Raw genomic sequence first — 24,670 nt, forward strand, 5'->3', positions numbered from 1 at the left:
ATAAAATGCGCATGTTTCCCCCCCCCGTTATTGCGACATTAGCAATGTAGTGCTTAATCACGCCTAAACAGAACAAGATTATGGGCGGCGGTCTAAACGCGCGCTGATTGAGGGGCCGATTTTGAAACCAACCGTCGATCTGAGCCGGGGACAGGCCGAGCTGCGCGCGGTCAATCGTGACAGCCGGGGGCTGTTCTGGGCCGCGGGGATATTCAGCCTTTTCGTCAACCTGCTGATGCTGGCAGGCCCGCTTTACATGCTGCAGGTCTATGACCGCGTCCTGGGCTCGCGCTCGGAAGCGACGCTGGTCGCGCTGACCGTGCTTCTGGCTTTCCTGTTCCTGATGATGGGTCTGCTCGATTACGCGCGCGGGCGCATCCTGGCGCGCGTGGGCGCACGGTTCCAGGCCACGCTCGACCGCCGGGTCTTCGCCGCGATGGTGCGCAAGGCCGCCGTCGCACCGGATGCGGATGCCGAAACGAATAATCTGCGCGACCTCGAATCCGTCCAGCGGCTGCTGTCGTCGCCCCTTTTAAGCGCCTTTTTCGACATTCCGTGGACGCCCATCTTCCTGGCCGTGATCTGGATCCTGCATCCCTGGCTGGGTCTGCTCGCGATCTTCGGCGCGCTGGCGCTGATCGGCGTCGCGGTGCTCAACCAGAAACTGACCAGCCAGCCCGTCAAGCAGGCCAACGCGGCGTCGGTCCGGGCCGAGCGGATGTCCGAGCAGATCCGGCAAGAGGCCGAGATGGTGCGCTCGCTCGGAATGCAGCAATCGACCTTCGGGCGCTGGCAGACTTTGCGCGACCGTTCGCTGGTCGAAACCATCAACGCCAGCGACATGGGCGGGCGCTTCACTACCCTGACCCGCACGTTCAGGCTGTTCCTGCAATCGGGGATGCTTGGGCTCGGGGCCTATCTCGTGCTGCAGGGACAGATGACCCCCGGCGGCATGATCGCGGGCTCGATCCTGCTGGGCCGTGCCCTGGCGCCGGTCGATGTCGCGCTGGGCCAGTGGCAGATCTGGCAGCGGGCGCAACAGGGCTGGCGCAGCCTGACGCAGCTGCTCAGCCTCATCCCCGAAGAGCCGCCGCGCACGGCCTTGCCCCGGCCCGCCGCGCGGCTGACGGTCGATCAGGTCACGATCATCCCGCCGGGACAGACCCAGGCGTCGATCCGAATGGTGTCATTCGACGTGAATCCGGGCGAATCCGTGGGTATCATCGGCCCCTCGGGGTCGGGCAAGTCGACCCTCGCGCGGGCCATCGTCGGTGTCTGGCGCGCCGCGGGCGGCAAGATCCGGCTGGACGGCGCAGCGCTCGACCAGTTCGAGCCCGACGTGCTGGGCCAGCATATCGGCTATTTGCCGCAAAGGGTGCAGCTGTTCGACGGCACCATCGCCCAGAATATCGCCCGCATGCGCGACGATGCGGACGATGCGGATATCGTGACGGCCGCGAAGAAGGCCGCGGTCCACGACATGATCCTGAAGCTGCCCGACGGATACGACACCCATGTGAGCGGCTCGGGCGGCAAGTTGTCGGGCGGCCAGATCCAGCGTGTGGGGCTGGCGCGTGCCATGTTCGGCGCGCCGGTCCTACTGGTGCTGGACGAGCCGAATTCGAACCTCGATAACGAAGGATCGGCCGCGATGAACGCGGCGATGGCGGCGATGAAACAGCAGGGTGGGGCGGTCATCATCATGGCGCATCGTCCATCGGCGATCCAGAATTGCGAACGGTTGCTGGTACTCGAAAATGGCACGCGCCGTGCTTTTGGGCCTAAGGACGAGGTCTTGCGGGAAATGGTGAAGAACCACAACGAGATCCGACAAGCGGCAGGGCAGGGGGGCGTGACATGAGCAATGCGCAACCCCTCTCGAAGATCGATCCCGCGAAGCTGCCGACGCGCGCCCCGGGCAGCGATACGGAAACTGCGTTCCGAAGCTGGAGCGCGAAGGGTCCGCTTGCGTTGGGGATCGTCACGCTGGTCGCCCTTGTCGCGGGCTTCGGAGGCTGGGCGATGATGACCGAGATTTCGGGCGCGATCATCGCGTCCGGCCGGATCGAGGTCGAGCGAAACCGGCAGGTCGTCCAGCACCCCGATGGCGGCGTCGTGACCGACATCCTGGTGGACGAAGGCGACCGGGTCGAAGTCGGCGATACCCTGATCCTGCTGGACACCGTGCTTCTGAACAACCGCCTGGGCACCGTGCGCAACCAGCTTTTCGAGATCCTGGCGCGCACCGCCCGGCTGGAAGCCGAGCGTGACCAGGCCGACGACATCACCTTTCCCGAAGTCCTGGTCGCCGCCAAGGAGTCGCCCGAGGCCGCGCGCCTGATGGAAGGCCAGCGCAGGCTGTTCCTGGCGCGCCGCGACACCTTCGATCAATTCCAGGCGCAGATCGACGGGCGCGGCCTGCAGGTCGCGCGGCAGGTCGATGGCATCACCTCGCAGCAGGCCGCGCTGACGACCCAGGTCGAGCTGATCGAAGAAGAACTGGCCGATCAGCAAAGCCTGCTGGACCAGGGGCTGGCGCAGGCCAGCCGGGTGCTGTCGCTCCGCCGCGAGGCGGCCCGCCTGCAGGGCCAGGTCGGCGAGCTCGAAGCCGCGGCCGCGGAAGCCGCCGAGCGGATTTCTGAGCTTGAGGTGCAGATGCTCACCATGCGCGTCCAGCGTCGCGAGGAAGCGATCACCGAGCTGCGCGATCTGGGCGTGCAAGAGGTCGAGACCCGCGAAGAGCTGAACAGCCTGACCGAGCAGCTGGCCCGCGCGCGCATCACGGCGCCCGTCGCGGGCATCGTGTACGGGCTGACCGTCTTCGCCGAACGCGCCGTGATCCGGTCGGCCGAACCGGTGCTCTACATCGTGCCGCAGGATCGCCCCCTGATCATCGCGGCGCAGGTCGAGCCCATCCACGTGGACCAGGTCGATGTCGGGCAGGAAGTGCTGTTGCGCTTCACCACGTTCGATGCCCGCACCACGCCCGAGCTGACGGGCGAGGTGATCCAGATCTCGGCCGACAGCTTCCAGGACGAAGCCAGCCGCACCGATTTCTACCGGGCGGAAATCGCGCTGAAGCCGGGTGAAATCGACCGCCTGCCGCCGAACCTGGTGCTGATCCCCGGCATGCCGGTCGAAGCCTTCCTGCGCACCGAGGACCGCACGCCCATTGCTTACCTGGTGAAACCCCTGGCCGACTATTTCAACAAGGCGTTCCGCGAAAGCTGACGCGCCGCGAAAGGATCCCCCCCTTATGAGCAATTTCGAAAAGCGCCTGGCCGAGCTTGGCGTAACCCTTCCCGACGCCCCCGCGCCCGCCGCCAACTACGTGCCTTTCGTCGTCGTGGGCGACCTGGTCCACATTTCGGGCCAGATCAGCCAGAAAGACGGCGCGCTGCTGACCGGCAAGCTGGGCGACGGAGTCTCGATCGAAGACGGCGCAAAGGCCGCCAGGACCTGCGCCATCGGACTTCTGGCGCAGCTGAAGGCGGCTTGCGGCGGCGATCTGGACCGGTTGGTCCGGGTCGTGAAGCTGACCGGATTCGTGAGCTCGACCGCGGATTTCACCGACCAGCCGAAGGTCATCAACGGCGCGTCGGATTTCCTGGTCGACGCGCTGGGCGAGGCGGGGCGCCACGCGCGGTCGGCGGTCAGCGCGGCGTCCCTGCCGCTGGGCGTCACGGTCGAGATCGAAGGCATCTTCCAGATCCGATGAGGCTGCCCGACGCTTTCCTGCGCCGTCCGCTGGCCCATCGCGGCCTGCACGACCGCGCCGGAGGCGTGATCGAGAACAGCCTTTCGGCCTTCGACGCGGCCATCGCCGGGGGCTACGGCATCGAGCTGGACGTGCAGATCAGCGCCGATGGCGTCCCGGTGGTGTTTCACGACGCCACGCTCGACCGGGTGACGGCCGCGACCGGCCCGGTCAATGCCCGCACCGCCCGGGATCTGCGATCCATCGCGCTGGCGGGAAGCGACGACAGGATCCTGCCCCTGCGCGACGTGCTGGATCACGTCGCGGGGCGGGTGCCTGTCCTGGTCGAGATCAAGGACCAGACCGGGCGTGGCGACGGGCCCGCGCTGGACCAGGCGGTGGGTCATGTTCTGCGGGATGCCGGGGTCCTGGTGGCGGTGATGTCGTTCAATCCCGCCTATATCGCCGCGCTCGACTGGCTTCGGGACGTGCCGCGCGGCATCACCTCGGGCAGTGCGGACGACTATCCGTCCGACTTGCCGGACGCGACCCGGCGGTCGCTGGCGCGGCTCGAGATGTTCGAACGCTCGGGCGCCAACTTTCTGAGCCACAACCACACCGACCTGCAGAACACGCGGGTCCGCGCGCTGAAATCGGCAGGCGCCCACGTCCTGTGCTGGACGATCCGGTCCCAGGCCGAAGCCGACGCCGCCCTGCGCGTGGCCGAAAATATCACCTTCGAGGGCTTCACCCCCGCTTGAAGTTCAGGGTCCGCGCGCCAAGTGCAGACCCAATGACCAACGAGACCTTCGAGCTGCGCGCCCATGCCAGCCTGTCCGAAATCGACCCTTCGGACTGGGATGCCTGTGCCTGCCCCGAAGCGGCCCAAGGCCGTCCCATCGACCCGTTCACCACCCACCGCTTCCTGCTGGCCCTGGACGAATCCGGCTCGGTGGGGCCGGGGACGGGCTGGCAGCCGCAATACCTGGCCGCGCGGCAGGGGGGCGACCTGATCGCCTGCGCGCCGCTTTATGCGAAGGGCCACAGCCAGGGCGAATACATCTTCGATCACAACTGGGCCCACGCCTTCGAGCGGGCGGGCGGGCGCTATTACCCGAAGCTGCAGATCGCCGTGCCGTTCACGCCGGCCACGGGGCGGCGGCTGCTGGTCCGGCCGGGGTTCGAGGATGCGGGACGGGCCGCGCTGCTGCAGGGCGCGCTCCGGATCGCCACCGACAACCAGCTGTCGTCGCTCCACATCACCTTCTGCACCGGGTCCGAGGCCGAGGCGGGCGAAGACATGGGGCTGCTGCACCGCATCGGGCAACAATATCACTGGCTTGACGAAGATTACGGGGATTTCGACGGGTTCCTGGCCGCGCTGTCGTCGCGCAAGCGCAAGAACATCCGCAAGGAACGGGCCACCGCGCAGGCCTTCGGCGGCGAGATCGTGCACCTGACCGGCGATGCGATCCGGCCCGAACACTGGGACGCGTTCTGGCGCTTCTATCAGGACACCGGCGCGCGCAAGTGGGGCACGCCCTACCTGACCCGCGACTTCTTCGACCGCGCGCAGGAAACGCTGCGCGACGACATCCTGCTGATCCTGGCGCTGCGCGACGGCCGCCCCGTGGCGGGCGCGCTGAACATGATCGGGCGCGACACGCTTTATGGCCGCTACTGGGGCTGCACCGAGGATCACAACGCCCTGCATTTCGAGCTGTGCTACTACCAGGCCATCGACTGGGCGCTGGCGCACGGCCTGACCCGGGTCGAGGCCGGCGCGCAGGGCGAACACAAGCTGGCGCGCGGCTACTTGCCGGTGCCGACCCACTCGCTGCACTGGATCGCCGACGAAGGCTTCAGCCGCGCGGTACAGGACTACCTGACCGCCGAGCGCGCCGCCGTGGACGAGGAAATCGAGGTGCTGACCAGTTACGGACCGTTCCGCAAAGCCCAAGGAGACTCCGAATGACCGAGAAATTGACCGACGCCGAGCGCGACCAGGCGCTCAAGCCGCTGATCGACAACCGCTGGGAGCTGGGCGGGGATGGCGACCGTATCACCAAGACCTTCCAGTTCAAGACCTTCGTGGATGCGTTCGGCTGGATGACGCGCGCCGCCATTCTCGCCGAAAAGGCCAACCATCACCCCGAATGGTCGAACGTTTACAATAAAGTAACCGTCACGTTGACAACTCATGACGCGGGTGGTCTCACCCCGCTCGATATCGACCTTGCCAACAAGATGGACGACCTTTTCAAATGATCGACACGATCCTGAACACGCCGCTGATGAACGACACGTCGCTGGGCGACCTTCTGTCGCTGGAATTCCTGATCGCGATCCTGGGCGACGTCCTGGCCGCGATCGTGATCCTGATCATCGGCTTCGCCGTCGCGGGATGGGCGGGGCGCCGGGTGCGCGGCGTGGGGCAGCGCAACTCGCATCTCGACGAGACGCTGTTCAACTTCCTGGGCAACATCCTGCGCTACGTCATCATCGGCTTCGCGTGCCTGTTCATCCTCAACACCTTCGGCGTGCAGACCACCAGCGTCGTCGCCGTCGTCGGTGCCGCGGGCCTTGCCATCGGCCTGGCGTTGCAGGGCACCTTGTCGAACGTGGCCGCGGGCGTGATGATCATCTTCTTCCGGCCCATCAAGAACGGCGATTTCGTCGAGGTGAACGGCCAGATGGGCACGGTCAAGGACATCTCGCTGAACTTCACGGAACTGGCCAGCGTGGGCAACGTGCAGATCATCATCCCCAATTCGGAAGTCTGGGGGAACACCATCGTCAACTACTCGGGCTACGACAAGCGCCGGGCGGAATGGGAATTCGGCGTGGGCTACGGCGCGAACCTCGCCGATGCCGAGCGGGTTATCCGCGACACGATCATGGCCGACGAACGCAGCCTATCGGATCCCGAGCCGTTCATCCAGGTCAACAACCTCAACGCCAGCTCGGTGGATTTCCTGGTGCGCGTCTGGGTCAACGCGGCCGACTACTTCGCCTACCAGGCCGACATGAAGCGCCGCGTGAAAGAGGCGCTGGACGACGCGGGCGTGCCGATCCCCTTCCCGACGCGCACCATCGTCATCGAAAAGGGCGACGACGACGCGCCGGACCATGGCGACACCGACCGCAGCCACGAAGGGCGGGTGCGCGCCGAAGAGGGCCTGACCTGAGCCGCGTCAGAGCGCCGCGAGTATCGCTTCGCCGCCCGAGGTTTCGCAGACGCCCGGGTTTTCCTCGGCGTGCAGGAGCGTGACCTTGCCGTCCTCGACCACCATCGCGTAGCGCTGCGAGCGGTCGTAGAAGCCTACCGGCGGCGCGGTGAAATCCATGCCGACGCCCTTGGTGAATTCGGCGCCGGGATCGCCTAGCATCTTGATGCCCGCCACGTCGGCGCCGGTCGCGTCGGACCACGCCTTCATCACGAACGGATCGTTCACCGCCACGCAGATCACATCGTCGATGCCCTTGTCGGACAACTGGTCGCGGACCCGCATGAAGCTGGGAACATGCGCGGTGGTGCAGGTGCCGGTGAAGGCGCCGGGCAGACCGAAGATCACGACCTTGCGGCCTTTCGTCAGCTCGGCCATCGCCACCTGCTCGGGGCCGTCGTCGCCCATCCGGACAAGGGTTGCATCGGGGATCGTGTCGCCTTCGGAAATGCTCATGGGTCTGACCTTGTCCTGGTGTTGATTGCGTTCGCCTTGCGCCGGGATATAGGGTCCCGCGTGTTCTTTCCCAGCATCCCGGAAGTGCCAGATGCCCCATATCGTCGTCATCGGTGCCGGACAGGCCGCAAGCGTCCTGATCGGCACATTGCGCAGCGACGGGTTCGACGGCGACATCACGCTTGTGGGTGCCGAGCCCGAACTGCCCTACCAGCGCCCGCCGCTGTCAAAGGGCTACCTGCTTGGCGATATCGCGCGCGAGCGGCTGTTCCTGCGTCCGGCGTCGTTCTACGCGGATAACGACGTAGCCCTGATGCTGGGCACGGCCGCGTCGGATATCGACCTGTCGGCCCGGACGCTGCAGGTCGGCGACACCCGGCTGCATTACGACCAGCTTGCGCTCTGCACGGGGCTGTCCCCCCGCGCGCTGCCGCCCGAGATCGGCGGCGACCTAGACGGCGTCTTCACCGTGCGGACCTTGGCCGATGTCGACCAGATGGCGGCGCCGCTCAGGGCGGCCGAGCGGCTGCTGGTCATCGGCGGCGGCTATATCGGGCTCGAAGCCGCGGCGGTGGCCCGCAAGCTGGGCGTGAAGGTCACGCTTCTGGAAGCCGCGCCGCGCATCCTGGGCCGGGTCGCGGCCAGCGAAACGGCGGACTACTTCCGCGCATTGCACCGGCACCACGGCGTCGACATCCGCGAAGCGGTCGCCCTGGAACGGCTGGTTGGAAACGGCGCGGTGACGGGGGCCGAGCTGAAGGATGGCAGCCGACTCGCCTGCGACATGGCCATCGTGGGGATCGGCTTGCTGCCGCGCGCCGCATTGGCCGAGACGGCCGGGCTGAGGACCGAAAGCGGCATCGCCGTGGACAGGTTCGGCCGGACGTCCGACCCGCATGTCTGGGCCGCGGGCGATTGCGCAGCGCTCGAGCACCGCGGCCAGCGCTTGCGCATCGAATCGGTGGGCAACGCCATCGACATGGGCGAAGCCGTGGCGCGCAACATGCTCGGGGCCGACACCCCTTACGTGCCCAAGCCCTGGTTCTGGTCCGATCAGTACGACGTGAAATTGCAGATCGCGGGCCTGAATGTCGGCTACGACCGGATCGTCGTGCGGCCGGGCAGGTCCGACGGCGAGGTGTCGCATTGGTATTACGGCGGCGATACGCTGCTGGCCGTCGACGCGATGAACGACGCGCGCGCCTACATGATCGGCAAGCGGCTGATCGAGGCCGGGAAATCCCCGCCGTCCAAGCTGGTGGGCGATGCCGACACCGATCTCAAGACCCTGCTGACCGCGTGAGGATCATCGGCGGCACCCATCGCGGCCGTGCCCTGACGCCCGTGGGCAAGGGCGATCCTGCGGCACATCTACGCCCCACTACCGACCGGGTGCGCGAAAGCCTGTTCAACGTGCTGATGGGGGGGCGTTTCGGCGATCCGGTGACGGGCACGCGGGTGCTGGATCTGTTCGCGGGTACCGGCGCGCTGGGGCTCGAGGCGCTGTCGCGCGGCGCGGCGTCGGCCACCTTCGTCGAAAGCGGGCGCAAGGCGCAGGCGATCCTGCGGGCGAACCTGAAGCTTCTGGGCTGCCATGCCGCCATCCTGCCCCGCGATGCCACCCGGCTGGGCGACGCCCCCGGCGCGTTCGACCTCGTGTTCCTGGACCCGCCCTACGGCCGGGGCCTGGGCGAACGATCCATGCGCGCGGCGCTGGACCTGGGATGGATCGCACCGGATGCGCTGATCGTCTGGGAAGAGCGCGACGCCCCCGTCCTGCCGCCCCAGCTTGTCCAACTGGACCAGCGGCGATACGGCGACAGCCTGCTTACCTTCGCGCGCAGAAGCCGTCCCGACACGGACTGAGCCGTCCCGAACCGGGCCGCACTGCACAACCTCCCATCTTCACCTTTTTCCAAATATCCCTGCGATCGGGTCCAGCCTGTGCTAGGCTTGGGACATGAGCACCACGACCGCCACGCCCATCTCGCTTGCGCCCGACACAAGGACCGCGCCCACTGCGGGCCGCCCCGGCGGACCCGTCTTCATCGGCGACGCGGTGACACCGCTGGCAGGTACGACCTTGCTGGCGCTCACGTGGCCGAAAGGCCCTAACGACCGCTGATCCAGCGCGACAGCAGGACGTGGCCCAGCGCCACCAGCGCTCCGATCCCGGTGGCGAAGCCCAGCGCGCCGATACCGAACGCCCCCAGCACCCACGCACCGATGGCCGAGCCGACGGCCGCGCCCACGTAGATCGCCGCCGCGTTCAGCGACAGGATCACGCTGGCCGCATCGGGATCCAGGCCGATGATCCGCACCTGCTGGCCCGCCATGAACGACCAGCCGAAGACCGACCAGATCCCCAGCAGGACGAAGACCGCCACGGCGGGCAGGGGCAGAAAGGAAAACGCGGGCGTGATGACCGCTTGCGCCGCGCAAAGGATCACCAAGGTCCGCACCGGGCCCAGCCGGTCCGACATGCGCCCGCCAAGCACATTGCCCAGCACCGCGCCGATCCCGAACACCACCAAGGCCGCCGTCACGCCGTTGCGGCTGAAGCCCATGGTCTGCTCAAGCAAGGGCGCAAGATAGGTATAAAGGACGTAGATCGCGCCCAGGAAACTGGCGGTGAACAGGACCGCCAGCACCACCGGGCCGTTCAGCAGCGTCCGGCCCAACTGGCGCAGCGATGCGGGCGCGACCTCCAGACCCTTGGGTACGCGGGTCCAGATCAGCCACAGGCAGGGCAGCGCCAGCAGAACCACGATGAAAAAGCCCATGCGCCAGCCGAAAGTGTACCCGATGAAGCTACCCACGGGCACGCCCAACACCTGCGCCACGGTCAGTCCGATGATGACGTCGGCCAACGCCTTGCCGCGCTTGTCGGGCGGGGCCAGCGCCGACGCGACCGAGGCCGTGACCGGCGTGAACATGCCTGCGCCCGCCGCCGCGATCACCCGGCTGACATGCAGGAACAGTTCGTTCGGCGCGGTGGCAGAAGCCAGCGAGCCCAGCGCGAACATCGTCATCGCCAGTGTCAGCACCCGGCGGCGCCCCAACGCGCCGGTCAGCGAGACGAGCAGCGGCGACAGGATCGCGTAGGCGATGGCATAGGTCGTCATCGTCGCGCCCACGCGCGACGGCGTCAGCGACAGGTCGTCGGCGATGGGCGTGACCAGCCCGATCAGGACGAACGCGCCCATGCCGATCACGAAATTCGATGCCGAGAGTGTCCAGATCACCGTGCGGTGATCGACGCTTTCATTCATATGTGGGGTGAAACTTGCCGGCGGGCGACGGCGTGAAGATCTGCGCCCCGTCGGCGGTGATGCCGATCGAGTGCTCGTATTGCGCCGACAGCGTCTTGTCGCGCGTCACGGCCGTCCAGTCGTCGGCCAGCACCTTGGTTTCCGGGCGGCCCAGGTTCACCATCGGCTCGATGGTGAAGAACATGCCCTCTTCCAGCTCGGGGCCCGTTCCGGGACGGCCGTAATGCAGCACGTTGGGCGGCGCGTGGAACACCCGGCCCAGCCCGTGGCCGCAGAAGTCGCGCACCACGGACATGCGCTCGGCTTCCACGAAGCTCTGGATCGCGTGGCCGATATCGCCGAAGGTGTTGCCGGGTTTCGCGGCCTCGATCCCCTTCATCAGGGCGTCGTGGGTGACCTGCAGCAGGCGCTCGGACTTGCGGCTGAGCTTGCCCGCCACGTACATCCGCGACGTGTCGCCGAACCAGCCGTCGACGATCACCGTCACGTCGATGTTCAGGATATCGCCTTCCTTCAGCAGCTTGTCGCCGGGAATGCCGTGACAGACCACGTGGTTCACGCTGATGCAGCTGGCGTGCTGGTAGCCCTTGTAGCCGATGGTGGCCGATGTGGCGCCCGCCTCGGTCACCCAATCCTCGATCAGCTTGTCCAGCGCGCCGGTGGTCACGCCGGGCTGCACATGCGGGATGATGTCGTCGAGGATCCGCGCGGCCAGCGCACCCGCCTTCGCCATGCCCGCGAAATCGTCGGGATGGTGTATGCGGATGCCGTCCTTGGTCAGGCGGCCACGGTTGGTATCGTCCACGGGGGCAGGCTCCTTGATGCGCAGGTGCGGGATATAGGCGTCGCGGTCCGGGAAGGCTAGGCCAGCTCAGGCCCGAAGGGGAAGTGGATTTCTGATCGTGATCTCTTCCGTCGATATGGCGGTGTCGTAGCAGATCGCCTCGACCCCCGCGGCCCGCGCCCGGTCGAAGGCCACGCCATAGGCCGGGTCCAGGTCGCGGGCCAAGGCGAAAGCAGCGCAATCGGTGCGCTGCACCAGGTAGAGCATCACCGCGCGATGGCCCGCGCGCACCATGTCCGCAAGCTCGTCCAGGTGCCGCGCGCCGCGCGCGGTGACGCAATCGGGGAATTCGGCCAGGTTTCCATCGCGGCGCAGGTGGACATTCTTCACCTCGACATAGGCATCGGGCAGGCCGGGCTGGGTCAGCAGGAAGTCGACGCGGCTTTTCCGGCCGTATTTCACCTCGGGCCGCACGCCGTCATAGCCGCCCAGCTCGGGGATGGCGCGGTCGCGCAGGGCCTCGCCCACCACGCGATTGGGCACGGCGGTGTCGATCCCGGACCAGTCGCCGCCGCCCAGTTCCACCAGCCGCCAGCCGTAGTTCAGCTTGCGCTTGGGGTCGTCGTTGGGCTCCAGCCAGATCGGCGTGCCGGGCGCGTTCAGCCCCATCATCGTGCCGGGGTTGGGACAATGGGCGCGCACCAGCGTGCCGTCCTCGAGCGTGGCTTCGGACAGGAAGCGGTTCCAGCGGCGCACCAGGTGGGCGCGGACCAGGGGGGTTTGAAAGCGCATGGTGCGGGCCTACAACTGATGGGCGCTTTAGCCAAGGACACCCCCATGCCAAATCCCACCGCCGCGATGCTGGTCATCGGTGACGAAATCCTGTCCGGCCGCACGCGCGACAGCAACATGCACCACCTGGCGGGCAAGCTGACCGAGCGGGGGATCGACCTGCGCGAAGTGCGCGTGGTGGCCGACGATGCCGCCGCGATCGAAGCGGCGGCGCGGGCGCTTTCGGACAGCTACGACCACGTCTTTACCTCGGGCGGAATCGGGCCGACCCATGACGACATCACCGCCGATTGCATCGCGGCGGCCAAGGGTGCCAAGATCGACGTGCGCGACGATGCGCGCGCGATCCTGCAGGCGCATTACGACCGGCAGGGATCGGACCTGAACGACGCGCGGCTGCGCATGGCGCGCATTCCCGACGGCGCGGTGCTGATCGAAAACCCGGTTTCGGCTGCGCCGGGCTTCACGCTGGACAACATCCACGTCATGGCCGGTGTGCCGCAGATCTTCGAAGCGATGGTGGAAGGGCTGCTGCCACGCCTGACCGGCGGCGCGCCGATGCAAAGCCGGACGCTGCGGGTCGAGCGCGGCGAAGGCGACATCGCCCAGCCGCTGAGCGACGTGGCCCAAGCCCATCCCGAACTCAGCGTCGGATCCTATCCCTTCGTCCAGAACGGGCAATTCGGCGTGAACATCGTGGTGCGCGGCAGCGACCCGGATGCGCTCGACGGCGCCATGGCGAAGCTGCGGGAACATTTCCCCGAGGCGGTCGAGTGATTCGTGCCCAGATCGACGCGCTGCTGGCCGCCACCTGGCCGCCCGCGTCGGTGCGGCGGCTGGGGCCGTGGATTCTGCGGGACGGGGCCGGGGGCGGCAAGCGGGTTGAAGCGGCCTCGACCGCCGGGGCGGTGGGCGAGCGCGACATCGACGATGCCGAGCGGGCGATGGACGATGCCGGGCGACAGGCGCTGTTCGCGGTTTTCGCCGGTCAGGACGACCTGGACCGGCGGCTGGGCGACCGCGCCTACCTGACGCTCGATCCCACCGTGCTTTACGCGGGTCCCGTCGCGGATCTGCCCGCACCGGACGGCCCAGTCGACACCGCCTGGCCCCCGACCGAGGCGCAGGAAGAAATCTGGCGCGCGGGCGGAATCGGCGCGGCGCGGTTGGCGGTCATGGAACGCGCGCAGTCGCCGAAGACCACGCTTCATCTCAGCCACGATGGCACGGCCTGCTGCACCGCCTTCGTCGCGGTTCACGGGCGCGTCGCGATGCTCCATGCGCTGGAAGTCGCCAAGGCCCACCGGCGGCAGGGCGCGGGGCGGGCGATGATGGCCCATGTCGCGGCCTGGGCGGCCGGGCAGGGCGCGGACACGCTGGCGCTGCTGGTCACGCGCGCGAACGCTCCGGCGAACGCGCTTTACCGTGATTTGGGTCTGCGGGGCGAAGACTGCTATCACTACCGGATCCGACCATGAGGCCCAGATGATCGATGACCAACCCACAGCGCTCGACCTGCCCATGGTCGATCCGCTGCCGCCCGAGACGCAGAAATATTTCGACATCTGCCGCGAAAAGCTGGGCATGGTGCCCAACGTGCTGCGCGCCTATGCCTTCGATATCGACAAGCTGAACGCGTTCACCGGGCTCTACAACGATCTGATGCTGGGCGCGTCGGGCCTGACCAAGCTCGAACGCGAGATGATCGCGGTCGCGGTGTCGTCGGTGAACAAGTGCTATTACTGCCTTGTCGCCCACGGCGCGGCGGTGCGGCAACTGTCGGGCAAGCCCGAGCTGGGCGAGCAGATGGTGATGAACTGGCGCGTGGCCGACCTGGATGCGCGGCAAACCGCCATGTTGGAGTTCGCCACAAAGTTGACAGAATCTTGCCACACAATGTCCGAGGCGGATCGAAAAGCCCTGCGCGACGTTGGGTTCTCGGACCGGGACATATGGGACATCGCGTCCGTCGCGGCGTTCTTCAACATGACCAACAGGGTGGCAAGCGCGACCGAGATGAAACCGAACGACGACTACCACGCGCAGGCCAGATGATCCGGGCGCTTCCCCTTCTGGTTGTGGGCCTGTTGGCCCAGCCCGCACTGGCGCTGTCGATCGCGCTGCCCGGCAAGGCGGTGCAATCCATGCGCCAGGACGACGGTGCCACGACGATCGGTCTGCCCGTGGGCGCGTTCGACGGGGAACGGGTGCCGCTCGATCAGGTCGATGGTCGCGTCAGCCGGACCGCGTGGAAGCTGCGCGGCCAGCTGAGCACCCCCGCGCAGATCGCGGACGCGCTGGCCGGGCAACTCCGGGAAGAAGGTTGGACCATCGACTTCACCTGCGCCGATTCGGCCTGTGGCGGCTATGATTTCCGCTTCGCGTCGAACACGCTGCCCGCGCCGGGCATGTATGTGGACCTGGGCAATTTCCGATACATCCTGGCGCGCGGGCCCGATGGCGCCGCGATGTCGCTGATGATCAGCCGGGCGCGCGACGCGGCCTGGGTGCAGATGACCGAGGTCGCGCCGACGGACGCAGCGGCCCCGAATGTCGTGACCTCGACAAAGTCGACGGCGGTCGCGCCCGGGCCCCTGTCGGACCGCCTGGACCAGACCGGCCGCGTGGTGCTGGACGACCTGCTCTTCGCCAGCGGATCGTCGCAATTACAGGATGGCGACGCGACGACCTTGGGCGACGTGGCGGCCTACTTGGCCGACAACCCGTCGCGCACCTTTGCCATCGTGGGCCATACGGATATCGAAGGCAGCCTGGACGCCAACATCGCGCTGTCGCGCGCGCGGGCGCAAGCGGTGCGCCAGGTTCTTCTGGATCGCTACGGGGTGCCGCCCGCGCAAGTGGCCGCGCAAGGCGTGGGATACCTGGCGCCGCTCGGCAACAACGACACGGCGGCGGGCCGACTGGCGAACCGCCGCGTGGAACTCGTCGTCACCAACTAGGCGGCTACCACGTGTCCGGGCCCTTCTCGGCGAAGCTTTCCACCAGGAAGTCGATGAAGGCGCGCACCTTGGGCTGGGTGAATCGGCCCGGCGGATAGACCGCATAGATGCCCTGGGTTTCGTGCGGAAGATCCGGAATCGCCTCTTCCACCAGGCCCGCGGCCTTGGCGTCGGCGTAAAGGAACGACGGCAGGTAGGCGATGCCAAGCCCCGAGATCGCCGCGTTCAGCAAGGATTGCCCGTCATTGACGGACAGCCACCCGGCGGTGCGCACCTGCCGACGCTCGCCCGAAGGCGCGGTCAGCTTCCACACCGCGCCGTTGGATTGGCTGGTATAGTGCAGCAGCTTGTGCTCGTTCAGATCGTCGATCTTCTGGGGTCGGCCGTATTTCTCGAAATAGGCGGGCGCCGCGATCATCCGCTTGCTGGTCTCGGTCAGCTTGCGGGCGCGCAGCGTGCTGTCTTCCAGCTCGCCGATGCGCACGGCCATGTCGAAGCCTTCGGAAATCAGCTCAACGTAGCGGTTGTTCAGCACCATGTTCACGGTGATGTCGGGAAACTCGGTCAGGAACCCGCCCAGGATCGGGCTCAGATGATTGACGCCGAAATCGGTGGCGACGCTGATCCTGAGCAGCCCCGAGGGCGCGGATTGCATGGACGTGACCAGCGAATCGGCCTCGCCCGCGTCGTTCAGCACACGGCGGGCGCGGTCGTAATAGGCCAGGCCGATTTCGGTCGGGCTGACGCGGCGCGTGGTGCGGTTCAGAAGCCGCGCGCCAAGGCGGGCTTCCAGCGACGAGACATGCTTCGAGACGGCGGATTTCGAAATCCCCATCTTCTTGGCCGCGTCCGTGAAGCCGCCTTGATCCACCACGGTGGCGAAAGCTTCCATTTCGGTCAGTCTGTCCATTCGGCCTCACATCGTTCACGGTTCACGGCGTTTCGTGTCGGAAACAATCTGCCGGAACAATCGGGCAGGAATGGGGTCGGCGTCGGACAATACCGGGGTGATAGGGTGATCGTGTCCACACGCGAAACGCGAAGATAGCGATAACGGCACCTTTGTTTACAGGGTCGCCGCCAATCGCGTGCCTTGGTCGATGGCGCGCTTGGCGTCCAGCTCGGCGGCCACGTCGGCGCCACCGATGACGTGGCAGGGCATGCCCTTCGCCGCAAGCGCGTCCGCGAGCTCGCGCAGCGGCACCTGGCCCGCGCACAGGATCACGTTGTCCACCTTCAGCACCTGCGATTTGTCGTCGATGGTGACGTGCAGGCCATCGTCGTCGATCCGGTCGTAGCTGACGCCGCCGATCATCTTCACGTCGCGCATCTGCAGACCCGCGCGGTGGATCCAGCCGGTCGTCTTGCCCAGCCGCTTGCCGGGGCGTTCGGCCTTGCGCTGCAACAGCCAGACTTGCCGGGCGGGCTTGCCGGGTTGCGGGCCTTCGGGGTCCAGCCCGCCGCGGGCGTCCTCGGGATCCTCGATGCCCCATTCTTCCAGCCATTCCTGCAGGTGTTCGGTTGGGCTGTCCTGGGTCACCAGGAACTCGGACGTGTCGAACCCGATGCCGCCCGCGCCGATCACCACGACCTTGTCGCCGACCGCCGCCCCGTTCCGCAGAACGTCGATATAGCCCAGAACGCTGGGGTGGTCCTGTCCGCGGATCCCGGGGTCACGCGGCGCGACGCCGGTGGCGACCACCACCTCGTCGAAGTCCTCGAGCATGTCGGCGGTGACGTTCGTGCCCAGTTTCACGGTCACGCCCGCCTCGTCCACCGCGCGGGTGTAATAGTCGACCATGCCGATGAATTCTTCCTTGCCGGGGATCACCTTGGCCATGTTCAGCTGCCCGCCGATGCGGTCGGCCCGGTCGAACAGCGTCACGTCGTGGCCACGCTCGCGGCAGGTCAGCGCGGTCGCCAGCCCGGCGGGGCCCGCGCCGACGATGGCGACGCGCTTGGGCTGGTCGGCCCGTTCGACGACCAGCTCGGTCTCGTGACAGGCGCGGGGGTTCAGCAGGCAGGACGACAGCTTGCCGCCGAATGTGTGGTCGAGGCAGGCCTGGTTGCAGGCGATGCAGGGCGTGATGGCATGGGCGCGATCCGCCGCGGCCTTGGCCACGAAATCCGGATCGGCCAGGAACGGTCGCGCCATCGACACCATGTCGGCGCAGCCATCGGCCAGCACGCTTTCCGCCACGTCCGGCATGTTGATGCGGTTCGACGTGATGATCGGGACCTGCACCTCGCCCATCAGCTTCTTCGTGACCCAGGTGAAGGCGCGGCGCGGCACCGACGTGGCGATGGTGGGCACGCGCGCCTCGTGCCAGCCGATGCCGGTGTTGATGATCGTGGCGCCCGCGGCCTCGATCTTGCGGGCCAGCGTCACGACCTCGTCCCAGGTCTGCCCGTCGGGGATCAGGTCGATCATCGACAGCCGGTAGATCACGATGAAATCGTCGCCCACCGCTTCGCGCACCCGGCGCACGATCTCGACGGGCAGGCGCTGGCGGTTGTCCAGGCTGCCGCCCCAGCGGTCGGTGCGCTTGTTGGTGTGGGTGACCAGGAACTGGTTGATGAAATAGCCTTCGCTGCCCATCACCTCGACCCCGTCATAGCCTGCCTGCTGGGCGCGGGTGGCCGCCGTCACGATATCGGCGATCTGCTTTTCGATGCCCTCCTCGTCCAGCTCGCGCGGCGGGAAGGGCGAGATCGGGGACTTGATCGCCGACGGCGCCACGCATTCGGGGCTGTAGGCATAGCGGCCCGCATGCAGGATCTGCATCGCGATCTTGCCGTCCGCGTCGTGGACCCGGTCAGTGACGCTTCTGTGGTTGGCGATGTCCTGGTCCGAGAACAGGCCCGCCGCGCCGGGAAACACGCCGCCCTCGCGGTTGGGGGACATGCCGCCCGTGACCATCAGCGCCACGCCGCCGCGCGCGCGGGTGGCGTAGAATTCGGCCACGCGGTTCCAGTCGCCGGTCTCTTCCAGCCCGGTATGCATGGATCCCATCAACACCCGGTTCTTCAGCGTCGTGAAGCCCAGATCGAGCGGGGCCAGCAATTTGGGGTAGGCGGACATGGGACACTTCCTTCGACGGTGAACCGGGCCACTCTGAAGCGCCGCGCCCGGTCTGTCACGCCGGACGCGGCGTCAGGATTCGCTGTCGGCGCAGTGGGTGCGGAACGCGCGTTTTAGCAGGTCCAGCTCGGCGCGCAGCAGCGCCACTTCGGCGGCCATATCCTGCGACAGGGCCGTGCCCGCCGCGACCGAGATGCTGGCCACTGGGGTGCCGTCATCCGCCGTGGTCAGCACCAGCGTCTGCACGCCTTCACCCAGCATCGCCACCGGCACGGGGATCTCCGCTTGCCAGCCGTCCGCGTTCTGCGTCCAGGTCAGGTCGGGCAACGCCGTGCCCCGATGACTGGCGACCAGGTCGGGCCGCCCGGGCGTGGTCACGCAGACCGACCAGATGCCGTCCTTCAGGCCCTTGTCGACGATGCCGTGCCGGATTGCGGAGGCGTGGGTGTCCTTCATGGCATCCTTCACATCTCGTGGCGGGTGCCGCGGCTGACGACCAGGTCGCAAAGCTCGATCCGGTTCATGGCCGGGCGGTCGAAGATCAGGTCGATCCAGGCCCCGTCCACCTGCTTGTCGGTTGCATCGCTATAGGCCAGGTCGAATTCCAGCGTCGTCGTCTCGCCGCTGCGCTCGGCCTCGACCACCATCTGCACGGTGTTGGGCCCTTGGCGCAGGTTCAGGCGGGCAAGGATCTCGACCGGCCTTTCCGCGCGCGTCAGCAGGGCCACGCGCAGGATGTGCCGCCGGGCAAGCGTGGCGACCGCGTCGTCGGGCAGGTCGAGCACGAGGCTCAGGAACGAGCCGTCGAAATCCAGGATATCCAGCGCGACATGGGGCGCCTGGCGGGCCGGGGCGTGCTGGCGCAGCGTGATCGTGGGCGCCGCGCAATCGTGGAACAGCTTCAGATCCTGACCCAGCGCGGCACCGCTGTCGGGGGCGACCAGCGCGGCCGGGCGCTGCGCCGTCTTCCACAGAGCGGGACGCCACGCCCAATCGCCGCCGGGCCAGGGCAGGCGCGGGGGCTCGTCCATCTCGACCGTATCGGCGGCGGCGATCACCCGGTCAAGCCGGTCGCGCAGCAATCGCGCCTGTCCGCGCAGCACCCGCAGCGAGAACGCGTCGAGCGACGGCGCGGCGTCCGCGATCCGCGACCAGCGCTTCAGCGCGCGTCTGTGGGCCAGTTCGTCCAGCCCCCCGGTCAGTTTCATCGGCTCATTCCCAGCATGTCGGAACAAGCCCTATCACAGATCCATGTAGATATGCTTTTCGGCCTTGCCGCCCGGATGCGTTACGGCGCCGCGCCGCGTATCGCCGACGAGCTGTGCGTATTTCCACAGCGCGCCCGAGGCATAGATGGTGTCGCGCGGGCCGGACCACTCGGCCTTGCGGGCGGCCAGCGTGTCGTCGTCCAGATCGACGCTGATCTCGCCCTTCACGGCGTCGATGGTGATGACGTCACCGTCCTTCAGCAACGCGATGGGGCCGCCATGGGCGGCTTCGGGCCCCACATGGCCCACGCAGAAGCCCCGCGTCGCGCCGGAAAAGCGGCCATCGGTGATCAGCGCGACCTTCTTGCCCATGCCTTGGCCCGACAAGGCGGCGGTGGTGGCCAGCATCTCGCGCATGCCGGGGCCGCCCGCGGGGCCTTCGTTGCGGATGACCAGCACCTCGCCTTCCTTGTAGGTACGCGCCTTCACGGCCTCGAAGGCCTCTTCCTCGTTTTCGAAGACGCGGGCGGGGCCGGTGAAGACCTGCTCGGCCTCAGACATGCCCGCGACCTTCACGATGGCGCCTTCGGGGGCCAGGTTGCCCTTCAGGCCCACGACGCCGCCGGTCTTGGTGATGGGCGTGTCGATGGCGTAGATCACCTTGCCTTCGGCTTCACGCTCGACCAGGTCGATTTCCTCGCCGATGGAGCGGCCCGAGGCGGTCATGCAATCCTCGTGGATCAGGCCCGCCTTGCGCAGTTCCTTCATCACCACGGGGATGCCGCCCGCGTCGTAGAGATCCTTGGCCACGTATTGCCCGCCGGGCTTGAGATCCACGAAATAGGGCGTTTCGCGGAAGATGTCGCAGACGTCGAACAGGTCGAAATCGATCCCGGCCTCGTGCGCCATGGCGGGCATGTGCAGACCCGCATTGGTCGACCCGCCGGTGCAGGCCACCACCCGCGCGGCGTTTTCCAGCGACTTGCGCGTGACGATGTCGCGGGCGCGGATGTTGCGCTCGATCAGGCTCATCACGGCATGGCCGGACGCCTCGCCATACTGTCCGCGGCTCTCGAAGGGCGCGGGCATGCCGGAGCTGTTGAACAGCGCGAGGCCGATCGCCTCGGACACGCAGGCCATGGTGTTGGCGGTGAACTGGCCGCCGCAGGCCCCCGCCGACGGGCAGGCCACCCGTTCCAGCACGGCAAGCTGGGCGTCCGTCATCTCGCCCGATTGGTAGCGACCGACGGCTTCGAACATATCCTGCACGGTCAGGTCGCGGGTGGCGAAGTCTTCCGGCACGTCGGCCCCGGCGGGCACCTTGCCCGGCAAGATCGAGCCGCCATACATGAAGACCGATGGCACGTTCAGCCGGATCATCGCCATCATCATGCCCGGCAGCGACTTGTCGCAGCCCGCCAGCCCCACCAGCGCGTCGTAGCCGTGGCCGCGCATGGTCAGCTCGACCGTGTCGGCGATGGCCTCGCGGCTGGCCAGCGACGACCGCATGCCTTCATGCCCCATGGCGATGCCGTCGGTGACGGTGATGGTGGTGAATTCGCGCGGGGTGCCGCCCGCCGCCTTCACGCCAAGCTTCACGGTCTGGGCCTGCCAGTTCAGCGCGATGTTGCAGGGCGCGGCTTCGTTCCAGCAGGTGGCGACGCCGACGAAGGGCTGTTCGATGTCTTCCTGCGTCAGCCCCATCGCGTAGTAATAGGACCGGTGCGGCGCGCGCGCGGGCCCTTCGGTCACATGGCGGCTGGGAAGGTTGGACTTGTCGAATTTGCCCTTCAGCATGGCGGGACCCCTTGGCGTGATTTTCTTGGGGGTGGCATAGGGCGCGGGACGTCTTTTCACAAGGGACATGCGCCCTCGATCAACCGTGCCGATCCCCGCAATTGCGCTGCCTGCCCGGCATCGCTAGGTTGTCGCGACCTTGATCAAGGACCTGTCCGCCGATGGCGCAATCCCCCTCTTTCGACGCCTTCGTGGCCCCTGCACGGGCGCGGCCGCAGCTGTGGCGGTTGCTGCTGGGCCTGGTGGTCTGTGTCGCCGTCATGGCGCTCTGGATCGGAGCGACCTTCGGCGTCCTGGTGGCGGCGATGGGCTTCGATCCCGCCGCGCGGATGCTGGCCGAGTTGAGCGATCCGACCAACCCACGTGGCACGTTGCTGTTGCTGTCAACCTTCGCGGGCATGTTCGTGGCGCCCATCGTCGCGGCAAGGCTGTTGCAGAAGCGCCGCGCCGGGACGCTGTTCGGATCGGCGCCGGTGGTGGTGCGCCATTTCGCGATCTCGGTGGGCATCGCCGCCGTGATCTACGGGCTGACGCTGGCGATCTGGTCGGTGAATTTCGACGGCGTGCAGAACCTGTCGCTGGGCATGTGGCTGGCGCTGCTGCCCTTGTCGCTGCTGGCCGTGGTGATCCAGACCGGCGCGGAAGAAGTGCTGTTCCGCGGCTACCTGATGCAGCAGCTTGCCGCCCGGTTCGCGTCGCCGCTGGTGCACATGCTGGTGCCCGCCTTCTTGTTCGGCATCCTGCATTACGATCCCGGCACCATGGGCTCGAATGCCTGGGCCGTGGTCGGCTCGACCGCGTTCTTCGGCCTGATCGCCGCCGATCTGACCGTCGCCACCGGGTCCATCGGGGCGGCCTGGGGGCTGCATTTCGCCAACAATGTCGTGGCGATCCTGCTGATCTCGACCAAGGACACGATCACCGGGCTTGCCCTCTACACGACGCCCTATACCGCCAGCGAAGTGACGATCACCGGCCCGCTTCTGATGGCCGACCTTGCGCTGATCATCGCGGTCTGGGCCTGTCTGCGCTGGGTTTTCCGCCGCTGATTGCCATTCGGCGTGGGCCGTTCTATCTGAGGGGCAAGGCCGAGCGTCCCGACCCGGACCCCAGACGGAGCCCGACACGTGAACTGGATTTCCAACTACGTCCGCCCGAAGATCAACTCGCTCTTCTCGCGCCGTGAGGTGCCCGAGAACCTGTGGACCAAGTGCGACGAATGCGGCACGATGCTGTTCCACCGCGAGCTGACGGACAATCTGAACGTCTGCACCAATTGCGACCACCACATGTACCTGTCGCCGCGCGAGCGGTTTCGCACGCTCTTCGACGGCGGCGCGTTCAAGGATGTGTCGGTGCCCGCGCCGCCCCAGGATCCGCTGCATTTCCGCGACCAGAAGAAATACCCCGACCGGCTGAAACAGGCCCAGCGTGAAACCGGCGAGCGTGAAGCCATGCTGGTGGCCGAGGGCGAGATCGGGCTGGTCCCCATCGTCGCCGCCGCGCAGGACTTCAACTTCATGGCGGGCTCCATGGGCATGTATGTGGGCAACGCGATCCTGGCCGCCGCCGAGCGCGCGATCGACCTGCAGCGTCCGTTGGTGCTGTTCGCGGCGGCCGGCGGCGCGCGGATGCAGGAAGGCATCCTGTCGCTCATGCAGATGCCGCGCACCACCGTCGCCGTCGACATGCTGCGCGACGAAGGCCTGCCCTATATCGTCGTGCTCACCAACCCCACCACGGGCGGCGTCACCGCGTCCTATGCCATGCTGGGCGATATCCAGATCGCCGAGCCAGGCGCGCTGATCTGCTTCGCGGGCCCGCGCGTCATCGAGCAGACGATCCGCGAAAAGCTGCCCGAAGGCTTCCAGCGCGCCGAGTACCTGCTGGACCACGGCATGCTCGACCGCGTCACCGACCGCCGCAAGATGCGCGACGAGCTGATCTCGATCCTGCGGATGCTGCGCCACATGCCCGCGGCGGTGCAGGGCGACCTGCCCGCGCCCGGCGACGGCCCCATGCCCGAAGGACTGCCCCAGCCCGAACGCCAGACGCAGGCGACAAGCTGAGCCCGCCCCGCGCCGACCACGCGCCGTCCCCAACCGGCGGCTCCGACGCCGTGCTCGACCGGCTGATGGCGCTGCATCCCAAGGTCATCGACCTGACGCTGGACCGGATGTGGCGACTGCTGGACGCGCTGGGCAACCCGCAGGACAATCTGCCGCCCGTCATCCATATCGCCGGGACCAACGGCAAGGGCTCGACCCAGGCGATGATCCGGGCCGGGCTGGAAGCGGGGGGCCACGCGGTCCACGCTTATACCTCGCCGCACCTGGCGCGCTTCCACGAACGGATCCGCCTGGCGGGCGACCTGATTTCCGAGCCCGCGCTGACCGCGCTTCTGGACGAATGCGAAGACGCCAACGCGGGCGCGCCCATCACCTTCTTCGAGATCACGACCTGCGCCGCATTCCTCGCCTTCGCGCGCACCCCCGCCGACTACACGCTGCTGGAAGTGGGGCTGGGCGGCAGGCTGGATGCGACCAACGTGATCGCGCGGCCCGCGCTGACGATCATCACCCCCGTTGACCTGGATCACCAATCCTACTTGGGCGACACGCTTGCCCTGATCGCGGGCGAAAAGGCGGGCATCCTGAAGCCCGGCGTGCCCGCCATCGTTGCGCGGCAGAAGGAAGCGGCGCTCGACGTGATCGAAGCGCGCGCGGCCCGGCTTAGCGTGCCCTGCCAGGTGCACGGGCAGCACTGGCACGCGGCCCCCGAACGCGACGGCATGATCTTCCAGGACGACAACGGCCTGCTGGACCTGCCGAAGCCCGGGCTTGCCGGGCCGCACCAGATCGACAACGCGGGAACCGCCATCGCCGCGCTGCGGGCGCTGGGCGCAGCCCCCGGCGCCTGCGCCGCGGCGATCCGCGACGCCCACTGGCCCGCACGGATGCAGCGGCTGCGCAGCGGACCCTGCATCGACGCCGCCCCCCATGCCGAGATCCTGCTCGACGGCGGCCACAACCCCGCGGCGGGCCAGGCGGTCGCGGTTACGCTGGCCCAGATGCCCGCGCGGCCCACCCACATGGTCTGCGGGATGCTGAACACCAAGGATATCGCGGGCTACCTGGCGCCATTGGCGGGCCGGGCCGAAAGCCTGTTCGCGGTGTCGATCGAGGGCGAGCCGAACACGCTGCCCGCCGCGCGCACCGCGGCGGTGGCCGAAGCGGTGGGCCTGAAAGCGTCGACCAGCGACACCGTTCTGGACGCCGTGCGCAAGATCGCGGCCGATACGCCCCACGCCCGCATCCTGATCTGCGGCTCGCTCTATCTGGCCGGGCGGGTCCTTCGCGATCACGGCTAAATCGGCGCCCGGCGCAACCGGACAC

The 24,670-nt window shown here is 67.6% G+C and carries 26 protein-coding genes; 17 read left to right on the forward strand and 9 right to left on the reverse strand.

The genetic code is table 11. The features are described 5' to 3' along the window. Positions 1–121 precede the first annotated feature (121 nt). The 7 genes from ILP92_RS02645 to ILP92_RS02675 are packed head-to-tail and all read left to right on the forward strand — an operon-like array spanning position 122 to position 6,885. A complete protein-coding gene (locus tag ILP92_RS02645; RefSeq protein ID WP_198914796.1) occupies positions 122–1,861 on the forward strand; it encodes a type I secretion system permease/ATPase in 1,740 nt (579 codons plus the stop codon). Further along, positions 1,858–3,231, forward strand: coding sequence for an HlyD family type I secretion periplasmic adaptor subunit (locus tag ILP92_RS02650; protein WP_198914797.1), 1,374 nt, complete (start codon positions 1,858–1,860; stop codon positions 3,229–3,231). Before ILP92_RS02645 ends, ILP92_RS02650 begins: the two co-directional genes overlap by 4 nt. 25 nt (positions 3,232–3,256) lie before the next feature. Then, on the forward strand, positions 3,257–3,718 hold the full coding sequence (locus ILP92_RS02655) for a RidA family protein (protein WP_198914798.1): 462 nt from the start codon (positions 3,257–3,259) through the stop codon (positions 3,716–3,718). Continuing rightward, entirely contained in the window at positions 3,715–4,458 is a 744-nt protein-coding gene (locus ILP92_RS02660) for a glycerophosphodiester phosphodiesterase family protein (protein WP_198914799.1), read from the forward strand. The genes ILP92_RS02655 and ILP92_RS02660 overlap by 4 nt, the downstream gene beginning before the upstream one ends. Before the next feature lie 32 nt (positions 4,459–4,490). After that, positions 4,491–5,672 carry a GNAT family N-acetyltransferase gene (locus tag ILP92_RS02665; RefSeq protein WP_198914800.1) on the forward strand — a complete coding sequence of 394 codons (1,182 nt, stop codon included), beginning with the start codon at positions 4,491–4,493 and terminating at the stop codon, positions 5,670–5,672. Beyond that, a complete protein-coding gene (locus ILP92_RS02670) occupies positions 5,669–5,965 on the forward strand; it encodes a 4a-hydroxytetrahydrobiopterin dehydratase (protein WP_198914801.1) in 297 nt (98 codons plus the stop codon). The genes ILP92_RS02665 and ILP92_RS02670 overlap by 4 nt, the downstream gene beginning before the upstream one ends. Then, positions 5,962–6,885, forward strand: coding sequence for a mechanosensitive ion channel family protein (locus tag ILP92_RS02675; protein WP_198914802.1), 924 nt, complete (start codon positions 5,962–5,964; stop codon positions 6,883–6,885). Before ILP92_RS02670 ends, ILP92_RS02675 begins: the two co-directional genes overlap by 4 nt. 6 nt (positions 6,886–6,891) lie before the next feature. Here ILP92_RS02675 and ILP92_RS02680 read toward each other — a convergent pair whose 3' ends face one another. Further along, on the reverse strand, positions 6,892–7,380 hold the full coding sequence (locus tag ILP92_RS02680) for a peroxiredoxin (RefSeq protein WP_198914803.1): 489 nt from the start codon (positions 7,378–7,380) through the stop codon (positions 6,892–6,894). A 91-nt stretch (positions 7,381–7,471) separates the two neighbouring features. Between ILP92_RS02680 and ILP92_RS02685 the strand changes: the two genes are divergently transcribed. From ILP92_RS02685 to ILP92_RS02695, 3 genes are all read left to right on the forward strand, one after another. Then, a complete protein-coding gene (locus tag ILP92_RS02685) occupies positions 7,472–8,683 on the forward strand; it encodes an NAD(P)/FAD-dependent oxidoreductase (protein ID WP_198914804.1) in 1,212 nt (403 codons plus the stop codon). Then, positions 8,680–9,246: a 16S rRNA (guanine(966)-N(2))-methyltransferase RsmD gene (gene rsmD / locus ILP92_RS02690; RefSeq protein WP_198914805.1), complete on the forward strand. Its 567-nt coding sequence runs from the start codon at positions 8,680–8,682 to the stop codon at positions 9,244–9,246. Before ILP92_RS02685 ends, rsmD begins: the two co-directional genes overlap by 4 nt. Positions 9,247–9,340: 94 nt before the next feature. Continuing rightward, a complete protein-coding gene (locus tag ILP92_RS02695; protein WP_198914806.1) occupies positions 9,341–9,505 on the forward strand; it encodes a hypothetical protein in 165 nt (54 codons plus the stop codon). Here the strand turns inward: ILP92_RS02695 and ILP92_RS02700 are convergent. The 3 genes from ILP92_RS02700 to sfsA form a co-directional block, all read right to left on the reverse strand. Next, positions 9,492–10,652, reverse strand: a complete 1,161-nt coding sequence (locus ILP92_RS02700; RefSeq protein ID WP_198914807.1) for an MFS transporter — start codon at positions 10,650–10,652, stop codon at positions 9,492–9,494. The genes ILP92_RS02695 and ILP92_RS02700 overlap by 14 nt on opposite strands. Further along, positions 10,645–11,457 (reverse strand): type I methionyl aminopeptidase, encoded by an 813-nt coding sequence (gene map, locus ILP92_RS02705; protein ID WP_198914808.1) that lies wholly within the window; start codon positions 11,455–11,457, stop codon positions 10,645–10,647. Before map ends, ILP92_RS02700 begins: the two co-directional genes overlap by 8 nt. A 66-nt stretch (positions 11,458–11,523) precedes the next feature. Next, positions 11,524–12,228 carry a DNA/RNA nuclease SfsA gene (gene sfsA / locus ILP92_RS02710; protein WP_198914809.1) on the reverse strand — a complete coding sequence of 235 codons (705 nt, stop codon included), beginning with the start codon at positions 12,226–12,228 and terminating at the stop codon, positions 11,524–11,526. A 45-nt stretch (positions 12,229–12,273) separates the two neighbouring features. Here sfsA and ILP92_RS02715 point away from each other — a divergent pair, with 45 nt between their 5' ends. The 4 genes from ILP92_RS02715 to ILP92_RS02730 are packed head-to-tail and all read left to right on the forward strand — an operon-like array spanning position 12,274 to position 15,188. Further along, the gene (locus ILP92_RS02715) at positions 12,274–13,005 is read left to right on the forward strand and encodes a competence/damage-inducible protein A (protein ID WP_198914810.1); all 732 of its coding nucleotides are present in this window, start codon (positions 12,274–12,276) and stop codon (positions 13,003–13,005) included. Next, complete coding sequence (locus ILP92_RS02720) at positions 13,002–13,706, forward strand: GNAT family N-acetyltransferase (protein WP_368667826.1); 705 nt, start codon at positions 13,002–13,004, stop codon at positions 13,704–13,706. Before ILP92_RS02715 ends, ILP92_RS02720 begins: the two co-directional genes overlap by 4 nt. A gap of 7 nt (positions 13,707–13,713) precedes the next feature. Beyond that, positions 13,714–14,283, forward strand: a complete 570-nt coding sequence (locus tag ILP92_RS02725) for a peroxidase-related enzyme (protein WP_198914811.1) — start codon at positions 13,714–13,716, stop codon at positions 14,281–14,283. Next, on the forward strand, positions 14,280–15,188 hold the full coding sequence (locus ILP92_RS02730; RefSeq protein ID WP_198914812.1) for an OmpA family protein: 909 nt from the start codon (positions 14,280–14,282) through the stop codon (positions 15,186–15,188). The genes ILP92_RS02725 and ILP92_RS02730 overlap by 4 nt, the downstream gene beginning before the upstream one ends. A 4-nt stretch (positions 15,189–15,192) precedes the next feature. On the opposite strand, the gene ILP92_RS02735 is transcribed toward ILP92_RS02730, so the two are convergent. From ILP92_RS02735 to ilvD, 5 genes are all read right to left on the reverse strand, one after another. Beyond that, positions 15,193–16,098, reverse strand: a complete 906-nt coding sequence (locus tag ILP92_RS02735) for a LysR family transcriptional regulator (RefSeq protein WP_198914813.1) — start codon at positions 16,096–16,098, stop codon at positions 15,193–15,195. 156 nt (positions 16,099–16,254) lie between these two features. After that, a complete protein-coding gene (locus tag ILP92_RS02740) occupies positions 16,255–18,270 on the reverse strand; it encodes an NADPH-dependent 2,4-dienoyl-CoA reductase (protein ID WP_198914814.1) in 2,016 nt (671 codons plus the stop codon). A gap of 72 nt (positions 18,271–18,342) precedes the next feature. Beyond that, positions 18,343–18,726, reverse strand: a complete 384-nt coding sequence (locus ILP92_RS02745; RefSeq protein ID WP_198914815.1) for a hypothetical protein — start codon at positions 18,724–18,726, stop codon at positions 18,343–18,345. An 8-nt stretch (positions 18,727–18,734) separates the two neighbouring features. Continuing rightward, positions 18,735–19,478: a DUF6478 family protein gene (locus ILP92_RS02750; RefSeq protein ID WP_198914816.1), complete on the reverse strand. Its 744-nt coding sequence runs from the start codon at positions 19,476–19,478 to the stop codon at positions 18,735–18,737. A 33-nt stretch (positions 19,479–19,511) separates the two neighbouring features. After that, a complete protein-coding gene (gene ilvD / locus ILP92_RS02755) occupies positions 19,512–21,275 on the reverse strand; it encodes a dihydroxy-acid dehydratase (protein WP_198914817.1) in 1,764 nt (587 codons plus the stop codon). 161 nt (positions 21,276–21,436) lie between these two features. On the opposite strand from ilvD, the gene ILP92_RS02760 reads away from it, so the two are divergent. The 3 genes from ILP92_RS02760 to ILP92_RS02770 all read left to right on the forward strand — a co-directional run bounded on the left by ILP92_RS02760 (position 21,437) and on the right by ILP92_RS02770 (position 24,645). After that, positions 21,437–22,324: a CPBP family intramembrane glutamic endopeptidase gene (locus ILP92_RS02760; RefSeq protein ID WP_198914818.1), complete on the forward strand. Its 888-nt coding sequence runs from the start codon at positions 21,437–21,439 to the stop codon at positions 22,322–22,324. A 78-nt stretch (positions 22,325–22,402) separates the two neighbouring features. Next, on the forward strand, positions 22,403–23,344 hold the full coding sequence (gene accD, locus ILP92_RS02765) for an acetyl-CoA carboxylase, carboxyltransferase subunit beta (RefSeq protein WP_198914819.1): 942 nt from the start codon (positions 22,403–22,405) through the stop codon (positions 23,342–23,344). Between the two features lie 65 nt (positions 23,345–23,409). Beyond that, complete coding sequence (locus tag ILP92_RS02770; protein ID WP_198914878.1) at positions 23,410–24,645, forward strand: bifunctional folylpolyglutamate synthase/dihydrofolate synthase; 1,236 nt, start codon at positions 23,410–23,412, stop codon at positions 24,643–24,645. Positions 24,646–24,670: the final 25 nt, after the last annotated feature.

This window comes from Palleronia pontilimi, assembly GCF_016412875.1.
In the GTDB taxonomy this organism is placed as follows: domain Bacteria; phylum Pseudomonadota; class Alphaproteobacteria; order Rhodobacterales; family Rhodobacteraceae; genus Palleronia; species Palleronia pontilimi.